At 71.4% G+C, this 11,983-nt stretch carries 9 protein-coding genes; 2 read left to right on the forward strand and 7 right to left on the reverse strand.

The window, feature by feature from the left end; all coding sequences use genetic code 11:
• Window positions 1-33: 33 nt before the first annotated feature.
• Entirely contained in the window at window positions 34-735 is a 702-nt protein-coding gene (locus tag ACZ7DE_RS21030; protein WP_470763327.1) for an SIMPL domain-containing protein, read from the reverse strand.
• A 149-nt stretch (window positions 736-884) separates the two neighbouring features.
• On the opposite strand from ACZ7DE_RS21030, the gene ACZ7DE_RS21035 reads away from it, so the two are divergent.
• On the forward strand, window positions 885-2,699 hold the full coding sequence (locus tag ACZ7DE_RS21035; RefSeq protein WP_470763329.1) for a bifunctional metallophosphatase/5'-nucleotidase: 1,815 nt from the start codon (window positions 885-887) through the stop codon (window positions 2,697-2,699).
• A 192-nt stretch (window positions 2,700-2,891) separates the two neighbouring features.
• On the opposite strand, the gene ACZ7DE_RS21040 is transcribed toward ACZ7DE_RS21035, so the two are convergent.
• From ACZ7DE_RS21040 to ACZ7DE_RS21055, 4 genes are all read right to left on the reverse strand, one after another.
• Window positions 2,892-4,316: a lysine N(6)-hydroxylase/L-ornithine N(5)-oxygenase family protein gene (locus tag ACZ7DE_RS21040; RefSeq protein WP_470763330.1), complete on the reverse strand. Its 1,425-nt coding sequence runs from the start codon at window positions 4,314-4,316 to the stop codon at window positions 2,892-2,894.
• Window positions 4,313-5,671 (reverse strand): pyridoxal phosphate-dependent decarboxylase family protein, encoded by a 1,359-nt coding sequence (locus tag ACZ7DE_RS21045; RefSeq protein ID WP_470763332.1) that lies wholly within the window; start codon window positions 5,669-5,671, stop codon window positions 4,313-4,315. The genes ACZ7DE_RS21040 and ACZ7DE_RS21045 overlap by 4 nt, the downstream gene beginning before the upstream one ends.
• 622 nt (window positions 5,672-6,293) lie before the next feature.
• Window positions 6,294-8,792 carry an aminopeptidase N gene (gene pepN, locus ACZ7DE_RS21050; protein WP_470763334.1) on the reverse strand — a complete coding sequence of 833 codons (2,499 nt, stop codon included), beginning with the start codon at window positions 8,790-8,792 and terminating at the stop codon, window positions 6,294-6,296.
• 84 nt (window positions 8,793-8,876) lie between these two features.
• Window positions 8,877-9,227: a chorismate mutase gene (locus ACZ7DE_RS21055; protein WP_470763336.1), complete on the reverse strand. Its 351-nt coding sequence runs from the start codon at window positions 9,225-9,227 to the stop codon at window positions 8,877-8,879.
• Between the two features lie 86 nt (window positions 9,228-9,313).
• Here ACZ7DE_RS21055 and ACZ7DE_RS21060 point away from each other — a divergent pair, with 86 nt between their 5' ends.
• Window positions 9,314-10,216: a hypothetical protein gene (locus ACZ7DE_RS21060; protein ID WP_470763338.1), complete on the forward strand. Its 903-nt coding sequence runs from the start codon at window positions 9,314-9,316 to the stop codon at window positions 10,214-10,216.
• Window positions 10,217-10,264: 48 nt separating this feature from the next.
• Here ACZ7DE_RS21060 and ACZ7DE_RS21065 read toward each other — a convergent pair whose 3' ends face one another.
• Window positions 10,265-11,224 carry an SDR family oxidoreductase gene (locus ACZ7DE_RS21065; protein ID WP_470763340.1) on the reverse strand — a complete coding sequence of 320 codons (960 nt, stop codon included), beginning with the start codon at window positions 11,222-11,224 and terminating at the stop codon, window positions 10,265-10,267.
• Window positions 11,221-11,967 carry an SDR family oxidoreductase gene (locus ACZ7DE_RS21070; protein WP_470763343.1) on the reverse strand — a complete coding sequence of 249 codons (747 nt, stop codon included), beginning with the start codon at window positions 11,965-11,967 and terminating at the stop codon, window positions 11,221-11,223. The genes ACZ7DE_RS21065 and ACZ7DE_RS21070 overlap by 4 nt, the downstream gene beginning before the upstream one ends.
• Between the last annotated feature and the right edge of the window lie 16 nt (window positions 11,968-11,983).

Below are 11,983 nucleotides of genomic sequence, written 5' to 3' on the forward strand. Positions count from 1 at the left end.
CGCTCTGATGAGCATTTTTGCGAATGCGTGAATTCAGAGGGTGGGCGGATGCATCGTGAACTGTGCGGTGACCTCTGCGTGGACGTGCATGCGTCGGGGTTCGAGGTCGAGGGGTTCGGGTGCCGTTTCCCCTTTGGCCATGGCGGCCGATCGGGTCATTCGTGGGCTGCGGGCGGCTTGTGGGTGCGGGCCGGGGGCTGCTGTGCCGGTGTCGGCCAGTTCGATCAGGGCGGCCACGGTGGTGTCCAGGGCCTGTGCGTATTCGCGGGCTCGCCGGACGGCGTCGTGTACGGCCTGTTGCCGGGCTCGGCGGTGTGCGGGTGAGTCGGTGCGCAGGGCCCACCAGGGGCCGTCGACGCTGGTGAGGTCGAGGTCGGCGAGGCGGGTGGCGAGTTCGCCGAGGGCGGTGAAGTCGGTGAGTTCGGCGGCGAGGTGGAGGGTGCCGTGGTGGGTGCGGATGCGTTCGCCTCGGCCGTGTTGTTCCAGTTCGGGGGTGATGGACACGGTGCCGGTGGAGATGTTCTGCACGGCTGGTCCGTAGGACTTGACGAGGTCCAGGACGGTGTTGTTGCGGTGGGTGAGGTCGTCGAGGGTGGTGCGGCGGTCACGGCCGCGGGCGGTGACGGTGATGCCGAGGCGGGCGATCTCGGGGTCGACTTCTAGTTCGGCTTCGCCGCGGACGGTGAGGAGGGGGGCGTCGGGGGTGCCGTACGGGGGATTCTGCGGGGAGGTCATGCGTCCTACCTTGTCATGGTTTTCCCGGTGCCCTGGCTGGAGTTGACCGTGGTGGTCATCAGATCGAAACCTCCTGGATCTGTTGCCGTCGGTCGTGGCCGGGTCAGAATCTACGCGCGTCGTTGACCTTCCCCCGAGGAGTACGAGACATGCCGTTGAACCGCCGGAAGTTCCTGAAGAAGTCCGCTGTGACCGGGGCGGGGGTGGCGATCGCGGGCGCGGCTGCGGCTCCGTCGGCGCAGGCCGTGGAGGCCGGGATGCCGGCGCAGTCGGGCGGACAGCCGAAGCGGTATGCGCTGACGGTGCTGGGGACGACGGACCTGCATGGTCATGTCTTCAACTGGGACTACTTCAAGGACGCGGAGTACAAGGACGCGGCCGGGAATGCGCAGGGGCTGGCGCGTATCTCGACGCTGGTGAACCAGATCCGCAAGGAGAAGGGGCGCGAGAACACGCTGCTGCTGGACGCGGGTGACACGATCCAGGGCACGCCGCTGACGTACTACTACGCGAAGGTGGACCCGATCACCGCCAAGGGTGGTCCGGTGCATCCGATGGCGCAGGCGATGAACGCGATCGGCTATGACGCGGCGGCGCTGGGCAACCACGAGTTCAACTACGGGATCGAGACGCTGCGGAAGTTCGAGTCGCAGTTGCGTTTCCCGCTGCTGGGTGCGAACGCGGTGGACGCGAAGACGCTGCAGCCGGCCTTCCCTCCTTATGTGATGAAGACGTTCTGTGTGAAGGGTGCGCCGCCGGTCAAGGTGGCGGTTCTGGGTCTGACGAATCCCGGTATCGCGATCTGGGACAAGGCGTATGTGCAGGGCAGGCTGGCGTTCCCGGGTCTGGAGGAGCAGGCGGCGAAGTGGGTGCCGAAGCTGAAGTCGATGGGTGCGGATGTCGTCGTGGTGTCGGCGCACTCGGGTTCGTCGGGGACGTCGTCGTACGGTGATCAGTTGCCGTATGTGGAGAATTCGGCGGCTCTGGTGGCGCAGCAGGTGCCGGACATCGACGCGATTCTGGTCGGGCACGCGCATGTGGAGATTCCCGAGCTGCGGGTGACGAACGCGAAGACGGGCAGGACGGTGGTGCTTTCGGAGCCGCTGGCCTACGCGGAGCGGTTGTCGGTGTTCGACGTCGAGCTGGTGTTCCAGAAGGGGAAGTGGGTCGTCGAGTCCGTTTCCTCGAAGGTGCTGAATTCCAACACGGTCGCGGACGACCCGAAGATCACGAAGCTGCTGGGCGACGAGCACGCGAAGGTCGTGGCGTACGTCAACCAGGTGGTCGGTACGGCGACGGAGACGTTGACGACGGCGGAGGCGCGGTACAAGGACGCTCCGATCATCGACCTGATCACGAAGGTGCAGGAGGACGTCGTCAAGGCGGCGCTGGCGGGTACGTCGTATGCGTCGCTGCCGGTGATCGCGCAGGCGTCGCCGTTCTCGCGTACGTCGGAGATCCCGGCGGGCGAGGTGACGATCCGGGATCTGTCGAGCCTGTATGTGTACGACAACACGCTGGTGGCGAAGTTGCTGACGGGTGCGCAGGTGCGGGCGTACCTGGAGTACTCGGCGCAGTACTTCGTGCAGACGGCGGCGGGCGCGGTCGTCGACACGGAGAAGCTGACGAACGCGGCGGGGCGTCCGGACTACAACTACGACTATGTGTCGGGTCTGGCGTACGAGATCGACATCGCGCAGCCGGCGGGTTCGCGGATCAAGAATCTGACGTTCGGCGGGGCGGCGTTGGACGATGCGCAGCAGTTCGTGCTGGCGGTGAACAACTACCGGGCCAATGGTGGTGGCGCGTTCCCGCATGTGGCGTCGGCGCAGGAGCTGTGGTCGGAGTCGACGGAGATCCGTACGCGGATCTCGGAGTGGGTGACGGCGAAGGGTGTGCTGGATCCGAAGGACTTCGCGTCGGTGGACTGGAAGCTGACGCGGAACGGTACGCCGGTGTTCTAGTGCGGCGCCTGGGGTGCTGTGGTCGAGGGCTGTTCGCTGCCGGGGGGCCGTGGTCGGGTGGGCGGCCCCGGGGGCGGTGAGCGGTTGTGGTGTGGGGCGGGAGTCGTGGGGTGTCCACGGTTCCCGCCTCCGTCGTTGGCGGCCGGCCGGTGGTGTGGGGCGGCGCGGTCGGGTGGGCAGGTCATGGTGGGGTCAGTCTTTGAGGGGTACGTAGGTGCCGCGGCGTTGGGTGCCGATGGTGGGGGTGGTGGGTCGGGTGGTTGCGGTGGTTTGGAGGCCGAAGGTGGTGAAGGCGGTTCGGGTGGGGAGGGGGTAGGTCTCCTTGGTGGTGAGGGTGTTGAGGATGGTGGCGCTGCGCCAGGCGGCGAGGCCGAGGTCGGGGGCGCCTACGCCGTGGGTGTGGCGTTCGGCGTTCTGGACGTAGACGTTGCAGCCGGTGGCGGTGATGGAGGGGTCGAGGACGAGGCGGAAGTGTTCGTCGATGCGGGGGCGTTCGCTGTTGTCGCGGCGGATGTAGGGGTCGAGGCCGGCGAGGATGCGGTCGAGGGGGCGTTCGCGGTGGCCGGTGGCGAGGACGACGGCGTCCGTGGTGAGGCGGGTGCGGGTGTTCTGCTGGATGTGTTCGAGGTGGAGTTCGATTCTGGTGGTGGCGATGCGTCCTGCGGTGCGGACGCGGACGCCGGGGGTGAGGACGGCGTCGGGCCAGTCGCCGTGGAGGGTGCGGCGGTAGAGCTCTTCGTGGATGGCGGCGAGGGTGTCGGCGTCGACGCCTTTGTGGAGTTGCCATTGGGCGGCGGTGAGGCGGTCGCGGACGTTTTCGGGGAGGGCGTGGAAGTAGCGGGTGTAGTCGGGGGTGAAGTGTTCGAGGCCGAGTTTGGAGTACTCCATGGGGGCGAACGCGTCGGTGCGGCCGATCCAGTGGAGTTGTTCGTGGCCGGTGGGGCGGTGGCGGAGGAGGTCGAGGAAGATCTCGGCGCCGGACTGTCCTGAGCCGACGACGGTGATGTGGCCGGCGGTGAGGAGGGTGTCGCGGTGGGTGAGGTAGTCGGTGGCGTGGATGACGGGGACGCCGGGGGCTTCGGCGAGGGGGCGGAGGGGGTCGGGGATGTGGGGTTGGGTGCCGATGCCGAGGACGACGTTGCGGGTGTGGGTGCGGCCGAGGGCTTCGGCTTCGCCGTCGGGGTCGAGGTGGGTGAAGTCGACTTCGAAGATGTCGCGTTCGGGGTTCCAGCGGACGGCGTCGACCTGGTGGCGGAAGTGGAGTCCGGGGAGGTTGTCGGCGACCCAGCGGCAGTAGGTGTCGTATTCGGCGCGGTGGGTGTGGAAGCGCTCGGCGAAGTAGAAGGGGTAGAGGCGGTGGTGGGTTTTGAGGTAGTTGAGGAAGGTCCAGGGGCTGGTGGGGTCGGCGAGGGTGACGAGGTCGGCGAGGAAGGGGACCTGGACGCGGGCGCCGTCGATGAGGAGGCCGGGGTGCCAGTCGAAGCGGGGGCGTTGTTCGTAGAAGACGGCGTCGAGTTCGGCGAGGGGGTGGGCGAGGGCGGCGAGGGAGAGGTTGCTGGGGCCGATGCCGATGCCGACGAGGTCGCGGGGGGTGTCGTGGGGTGGGGGCGTGGTCATGTGGGGGTGTTTCCTTCCACCAGGTGCAGGAGGGCGGTGAGGTCGTCGGGGCGGGTGTGGGGGTTGAGGAGGGTGGTCTTGAGCCAGAGGCGGCCGTCGGCGCGGGCGCGGCCGAGGACGGCGTGGCCGTCGGTGAGGAGGCGGCGGCGGGTTTCGGCGACGGCGGTGTCGGTGGCGTCGGTGGGGCGGAAGAGGACGGTGCTGATGGTGGGTGGGGCGTGGAGTTGGAGGCGGGGGTGTGCGGTGACGAGGTCGGCGAACTGCTGGGCCTGGTCGCAGACGTGGTCGACGAGGGCGCCGAGGCCGGTGCGGCCGAGGGTCTTGAGGGTGACGGCGATCTTGAGGGCGTCGGGGCGTCGGGTGGTGCGCAGGGAGCGGCCGAGGAGGTCGGGGAGGCCGGCTTCGGTGTCGTCGCCGGCGTTGAGGTAGTCGGCGTGGTGGTGGAGGGCGGTGAGGTCGTGGGGGTCGCGGACGGCGAGGAGTCCGGCGGCGGCGGGTTGCCAGCCGAGTTTGTGCAGGTCGAGGGTGACGGTGTGGGCGGTGTCGAGGCCGGTGAGTTTGGGGCGGTGGCGGTCGCTGAAGAGGAGGCCGCCTCCGTAGGCGGCGTCGATGTGGAGGCGGGCGCCGTGGGTGCGGCACAGGTCGCTGATGGCGGGGAGGGGGTCGATGAGGCCGGCGTCGGTGGTGCCTGCGGTGGCGGCGACGAGGTGGGGGCCGGGCCGGGTGGTGAGGGCCTTGTGGAGGGCGGTGGGGTCGAGGGTGCCGGTGGGGGTGGGGAGGATCAGGGGTGTGGGGAGGCCGAGGAGCCAGGCGGCGCGGGGCAGGGAGTGGTGGGCGTTGGCTCCGCAGACGAGGCGGAGAGTGGGGCCGTGGGTTTCGCGGGCGAGGAGGAGGGCGAGTTGGTTGGCTTCGGTTCCGCCGGTGGTGACGAGGGCGTCGGCGAGTCCGGCGTGTGCGGCGAGGGCGCGGGTGACGAGCGCTTCGAGGGCGGAGGCGGCGGGCGCCTGGTCCCAGGAGTCGAGGGAGGGGTTGAGGGCGGAGGCGGCGAGGTCGGCGGCTGTGGCGACGGCGAGGGGCGGGCAGTGCAGGTGGGCGGCGCAGTGGGGGTGGGCGGGGTCGGCGGAGCCTTCGGCGAGTGCGCGTACGAGGGCGGGGAGGGCGTCGGGGTCGCCGTCGGCCGGCAGTGGGTCGCCGACGGCGTGTGCGAGGCGGGCGGTCACCGTGTCGGGTCCGCCCGCGGGCAGCGGTCCGCCGCGTGCGCGGGCGCCTGCGTCCAGCGCGTCGAGGACGGTGGCGAGCAACGGCCGGAGGGCGTCGGGTCCTTGGGGGCCTGAGGCGAGGGGTGGCGTGCTCATGGGGCTCCTCCGGGCGGGGCGGGGGCAGCGGGAGTTCCAGCTTGTACGCGGTTGCCCGGGCGCGCCCGGAAGCCCGGCGATCGGTACTCGAAAGGGGGTACTCCCGTGCGCGGAACGCGGGTGGGGGTGTGCCCTTGCCGGACGTCGACGGTTGGGCAGGGGGTACTCCCGTGCGTGGAACGCGGGTGGGGGTGTGCCCTTGCCGGACGTCGACGGTTGGGCGCGGCGTGGACCGTGGAGGAGCCGGGGCTGGTGCTCGAACCGGGGCTGAGGGTGGAGCCGGGGCTGAGGGTGGAGCCGGGGCCGGTGGTGGCGGGCGGGCCGGTGGTGCGGCGCGGGCCGGGTCCCGGCCACGAGGCGGCGCTGCTCGCGCTGCTCGCGCTGCTCGGGGAGTGCGAGGACTCCGGGGTGGGCGAGCGGCGGACGGGAGCGCGCGAAAGGGGCGTCCTCTGGGCGGAGTCGTGCCCTGGACCCGCTGTAGGGGCACTGGGGACCCGCGGCTGCGAATGCCAGGGGTCCTCCCCCGTCCGAAGCCGGGAGCGGCCCCGCCGCGGGAGGGCGAGGCCGGGGCCGCGGGTGCGACGAGGTGGGCCCGTCACGAGGGGACGGGCCAGCTCCGGGGTCAGGTGTGGGTGGACTCGCGGACGCGCAGGGCCCTGGTGAGGTCGTCGAGTTGGTCGACGAGTTTGCGGCGCAGGGCGGGGGTGAGTTCCGCGGTCGCGAGGCATTCCTCGCCCAGGCGCAGGGTGTCGGCGTCGACGGCGTGGGCGGGGAAGGCCCAGCGTCCCGCGGCCTCGGCGATGGCGGGGCCGCGGCGGCCGGCGAGGGCGACGGCGTCCTGGAAGAAGCGGGGGACGTACGGGCTGACGAGGTCGGCCTGTTCGGGCTGCCAGAAGCCCTTGGCGGTGGCGGTGAAGAGGTAGTTGGAGAGGCTGTCGTCGTCGAACATGGCGGCCCAGGCGGTGCGCTTGGCGTCTTCGTCGGGGAGGGCGGCGCGGCAGCGGGCGGCGCCTTCCCGGCCGGTGGCGGAGGGGTCGCGGTCGAGTTCGGCGGCGATGGCGTCCGCGTCGGTGGCGCCGAGGACGGCGAGGCGGGCGAGGACGCGCCAGCGCAGCTCGGGGTCGAGTTCGGGTCCGCCGGGGACGGTGCCGTCGGCGAGCCAGGCGGCGATGGTGTCGGGGTGGGCGGCGACGTCGATGAAGCGGCGTACGGCGACGAGGCGCAGGCCGGGGTGGTCGCCGTCCTCGGTGCGGCGGATGAGGTCGCGGCAGACGGCGGTGAGGGTGGCGAGGGCGGCGGGGCGCTGCTCGGGGGTGACGTAGCGGTCGGCGGCCTGGCCCGCGAAGGCGAGGACGCCTTGGACGAGGGCGAGGTCGGTTTCCTGCGGGAGGTGGGCGCGGGCGGCGTCGAGGTAGGCGGTGGGGGCGAGTTCGCCGTCGCGGACGGCGTCGCGCAGGGCGTTCCAGACGACGGCCCGGGTGAGGGGGGCGGGCAGGCCGGAGAGGCTGTTGCGGACGGTTTCGAAGGACTCGGGGTCGAAGCGGACCTTGGCGTAGGTGAGGTCGCCGTCGTTGAGCATGAGCAGGGCGGGGCGTTTGCCGATGGGCTGGGGTGCGCTCTGCGGGATGTCGATCTCGAGGCGTTGGCGCAGGGTGAGGTGGCGGCCCTCGTCGGCGAGGTCGAGGTCGTAGAGGCCGACGGCGACGCGGTGGGGGCGGCTGCCGTGGTGTTCGACGGTCAGGGTGCGGTCGCCGTTGGTGCCGCTGATAGTGGGGGTGAGGGTGTCGACGCCGGTGGTGCGCAGCCAGGCGTCGGCCCAGGCGTGGACGTCGCGGTCGGTGTGGGCGGCGAGGGAGTCGACGAAGTCGGCGAGGGTGGCGTTGGCGAACCGGTGGCGGGCGAAGTGGGTGTTGATGCCGGCGAGGAAGTCCTTTTCGCCGAGCCAGGTGACGAGTTGGCGGAGTGCGGAGGCGCCCTTGGCGTAGGAGATGCCGTCGAAGTTGAGCAGGGCGGAGGCGGTGTCGTCGACGTTCTCCGGGGCGACGGGGTGGGTGGAGGGGCGCTGGTCGGCGTCGTAGCCGGAGGCTTTGCGGACGACGCCGAAGTCGGTCCAGGTGTCGGTGAAGCGGGTGGCTTCGGTGAGGGTCTGGTAGCCCATGTACTCGGCGAAGGACTCGTTGAGCCAGATGTCGTCCCACCACTGGAGGGTGACGAGGTCGCCGAACCACATGTGGGCCATCTCGTGGGCGATGACCATGGCGCGGGTCTGGCGTTCGGTGTCGGTGACGGCGGAGCGGTAGACGAACTCGTCGCGGAAGGTGACGAGGCCGGGGTTCTCCATGGCGCCGGCGTTGAACTCGGGGACGAAGGCCTGGTCGTAGGAGTCGAAGGGGTAGGGCTCCTCGAACTTCTCGTGGTAGCGGTCGTAGCAGGCGCGGGTGATGTCGAGGAGTTCTTCGGCGTCGGCGTCGAGGTGGGGGGCGAGGGAGCGGCGGCAGTGCAGGCCGAAGGGCAGTCCGCGGTGTTCGGTGCGCACGGAGTGCCAGGGGCCGGCGGCGACGGCGACGAGGTAGGTGGGGATGAGGGGGGTGGGGGCGGCCTGCCAGCGGCCTTCGCCGAGGTGTTCGGCGATGCCGTTGGCGAGGACGGTCCAGCCCTGGGGCGCCGTGACGGTGAGGTCGAAGACCGCCTTGAGGTCGGGCTGGTCGAAGGCGGCGAAGACGCTTTGGACGTCGTTCATGAACAGCTGGGTGTAGAGGTATGTCTCGCCGTCGGTGGGGTCGGTGAAGCGGTGCATGCCCTCACCGGTGCGGGAGTAGTGCATGCCGGCCCGGACGCGCAGTTCGTGGTCGCCGGCCGTGAGGTTGTTCAGGGGCAGCCGGTTGCCGTCGAGCGTCTCGGGGTCGAGGGGCTCGCCGTCGAGGGTGACGGAGTGCAGCTCGGCGGGCCTGACCTCGACGAAGGTGTTCCCGTGGGCGCGCGCGGCGAACCGGATGACGGTGACGGACTCGAAGGTCTCGTCGCCGGTCGTCAGGTCGAGCTCGATGGTGTAGCGGTGGACGTCGAGGAGCTTGGCACGGCTTTGCGCTTCGTCGCGCGTCAGTACGGACATGCACGACATGCTGCCTGATGGCGCCGGTCGGGCACAGGGGCGGATCGGTACGCGCCCTATGTCCCTTCTCGCGCCGGAGCGCCGGACCTGTCGTCAGCGCCTTGTGGGGGGTGCGGTGTCCTCGGCGATGCGCTCGTGGTGGCGGATGACCTCGGCGATGATGAAGTTGAGGAACTTCTCGGCGAAGGCGGGGTCGAGCTTGGCGTTCTCGGCGAGGGTGCGCAGGCGGTCGATCTGGCGGGCCTCGCGGGCGGGGTCGGCGGCGGGCAGTTGGTGGCGGGCCTTGAGGTGGCCGACCTGCTGGGTGGCCTTGAAGCGTTCGGCGAGCATGTGGACGACGGCGGCGTCGATGTTGTCGATGCTGTCGCGCAGCCGGGCGAGCTCCTCGCGGACGGCGGGGTCGACCTCGGCGACGCCGGGTCCGGGGGTGTTGCTGGTGGTCATGGGCGATCACCCTAGGGCATGCCTGCGGGGGCGTTCGAGCTGCCCGTACAGTGGAATGGGGTCTACGGCGTCTTGGGGGTGCGGGCGTGGCCGACGGCGGACCGGTCCAGCACGGTTTTCCGCATCTGGAGACGGTGCGGGCGGCCGTCACGGCGTTGTACCGGCGGTTGTCGTACGACACCGTCCACCAGTTCGCGGCCAGTGTCCCGCCGGCCGACGTGGCGTTCTGCGACACCGATGATCTGCATCTGGGGACGCAGCGGGTGGCGCGTGAACTGGTGCGGCATTTCCGGCTGCCGGACGCCCGGATGATCGTGGCGTTCCGGGAGATGCAGCACGCGGCGAACGTGGAGCTGGCGGCGGGGCCGGAGTACTTCGTGGAGCTGAACGACCGTTTCCGCGGGCATCGGCGGGACATCGGCGCGGCTCTGGCGCACGAGATCATGCATGTGTATCTGCACCGGGTGGATCTGTCGTTCCCGGGGACGCGGGACAACGAGATCCTGACGGACACGGCGACGACGTACCTGGGGGCGGGCTGGCTGCTGCTGGACGCCTACCGGGAGGACGCGGCGTCGTCGCAGAAGCTGGGGTATCTCACGCCGGAGGAGTTCGGGTACGTGCTGGCGAAGCGGTCGCTGGTGTTCGGTGAGGATCCGTCGGTGTGGTTCACCAGCGCGCAGGCGTACACGGCGTACGAGCGGGGCTTGGAGCGGGCTCGTCATGACGAGCGGCAGCCGCCGCTGACGGCGGCGGGCTGGGCGGGGCGGCGGCGGTACGCCCGTGACCGTCGTCATGCCCAGGGCCATGGGTCGGCGGTGGCCGCGCACGCGGGGGACGTGCCGTACGCGTTCGCTCCGGATCCGGCGGGGCCGTTGCGGGTGACGTTTCCGTGTCCCACGTGTCATCAGCGGATCCGGGTGCCGGTGCGGGGCCGGGTGCGGGCGCGGTGCGGCTTGTGCCGGACGGTGCTGGAGTGCGACACGTAGGCGTTTGGGCGGTGTCCGGGGCTGCTACGTCCCGTACGGGGATGGCTGCTACGTCCCGTACACGGCGCCCGGCTGCGTGCTCTGGGCGAGGAGTTTCCGTACGGCTTCCCCGGCTTCGTCGGCGCTCCACCGTGCCCCTTTGTCGAGGCTGGGGCCCGGCCGCCAGCCTTCCATGACGGTGATGCGGCCGCCTTCGGCCTCGAAGACGCGTCCGGTGACGCCGTGGCTGGCGGCGGAGCCGAGCCAGACGACGAGGGGGGAGACGTTCTCGGGGGCCATGGCGTCGAAGCCGGTGGCGGGGGCGGCCATGGTCTCGGCGAAGGTCCGTTCGGTCATGCGGGTGCGGGCGGCGGGGGCGATGACGTTGGCCTGGACGCCGTAGCGGGCGAGTTCGGCGGCGGCGACGAGGGTGAGGGCGACGATCCCGGCCTTCGCGGCGCTGTAGTTGCCCTGTCCGACGGAGCCGAGGAGTCCGGCGCCGCTGCCGGTGCTGACGATCCGGGCGTCGGGCGTGCGGCCCGCCTTGGCTTCGGCGCGCCAGTGCGCGGCGGCGTGTTTCAGGGTGAGGAAGTGGCCTTTGAGGTGGACGCGCAGGACGGCGTCCCAGTCGCCCTCGTCGAGGTTGACGAGCATGCGGTCGCGCAGGAAGCCGGCGTTGTTGACGAGGGTGTCGAGCCGGCCGTAGGCGTCCAGGGCAGTCGCCACGAGGGACGCCGCGCCCTCGGGTGTGGCGATGTCGCCGCCGTGTGCGAGGGCTTCGCCGCCGGCGGCGCGGATCTCGGCCACCACGCGGGCGGCCGGACTGCCGGGCCCGGCCGGGACGGCGGGGTTGGGCGCGCCGGATGTAGCGGGCGCGCCGGATGTGGCGGGTGCTCCGTCCAGGCCGACGTCGAGGTCGTTGACGACGACCCGGGCGCCCTCCGCCGCGAAGGCGAGGGCGTGCGCGCGTCCGAGGCCGCGGCCGGCTCCGGTGACGACGACGACCCGCCCCTCGCACAGTGCGCTCATGTCATGTCTCCCTTGTTGGCGGTCGCGGCGTCGAGGAAGGCGGGCCGTTCCCCGCCTCCGTGGAGGAGCAGGCTCGCCCCGCTGATGTAGCGGGCCGCGTCGGAGGAGAGGAAGACGGCGGCCTCGCCCACGTCGGCGGGGGTGGCGAGCCGGCCGAGCGGGACGGTGCGGGCGACGGCCCGCACGCCGTCCTCGCCGCCGTAGTGGAGGTGGGTCAGTTCGGTGCGGACCATGCCGACGACCAGGGTGTTCACCCGCACCTGGGGGGCCCACTCGACGGCCATGGACCGTGCGAGGCTCTCCAGACCCGCCTTGGCCGCCCCGTACGCCGCGGTGCCGGGCGAGGGGCGGCTGCCGCTGACGCTGCCGATCATGAGGATCGAGCCCTCGGTGCGCATGAGGTGGTCGTGGGCGGCGAGGGACACGGTCAGGGGTGCGAGGAGGTTGAGTTCGATCACGCGCGCGTGGCGTCGGGCGTCGGCGTGCGCGAGCGGGCGGTGGGGGGCGCCGCCCGCGTTGTTGACGAGGACGTCGAGCCGGGGCAGTTCGGCGAAGAAGGCGTGCACGGCGTCGGGGTCGCGCACGTCCAGGGGGACGAACCGGGCTTTGGGCAGGGGGACTTCGGGGGGGCGTCGGGCGCAGACGACGACGTCGGCGCCCGCGCGCTCGAGGGAGCGTGCGATGCCGGCGCCCACGCCCCGGGTGCCTCCGGTGACGACGGCGACCTTCCCGTCCAGCTCCATTCGCTGCTACCTTCCA

The organism is Streptomyces sp. NPDC037083, from assembly GCF_055606485.1.

Excerpts from the sequence above, each read along its gene's own strand:
- ACZ7DE_RS21040 (WP_470763330.1), bottom strand. The coding sequence starts at position 4,316 with ATGACCACGCCCCCACCCCACGACACCCCCCGCGACCTCGTCGGCATC.
- ACZ7DE_RS21055 (WP_470763336.1), bottom strand. The coding sequence starts at position 9,227 with ATGACCACCAGCAACACCCCCGGACCCGGCGTCGCCGAGGTCGACCCC.
- ACZ7DE_RS21065 (WP_470763340.1), bottom strand. The coding sequence starts at position 11,224 with ATGAGCGCACTGTGCGAGGGGCGGGTCGTCGTCGTCACCGGAGCCGGC.
- ACZ7DE_RS21045 (WP_470763332.1), bottom strand. The coding sequence starts at position 5,671 with ATGAGCACGCCACCCCTCGCCTCAGGCCCCCAAGGACCCGACGCCCTC.
- ACZ7DE_RS21070 (WP_470763343.1), bottom strand. The coding sequence starts at position 11,967 with ATGGAGCTGGACGGGAAGGTCGCCGTCGTCACCGGAGGCACCCGGGGC.
- ACZ7DE_RS21030 (WP_470763327.1), bottom strand. The coding sequence starts at position 735 with ATGACCTCCCCGCAGAATCCCCCGTACGGCACCCCCGACGCCCCCCTC.
- pepN (WP_470763334.1), bottom strand. The coding sequence starts at position 8,792 with ATGTCGTGCATGTCCGTACTGACGCGCGACGAAGCGCAAAGCCGTGCC.
- ACZ7DE_RS21035 (WP_470763329.1), top strand. The coding sequence starts at position 885 with ATGCCGTTGAACCGCCGGAAGTTCCTGAAGAAGTCCGCTGTGACCGGG.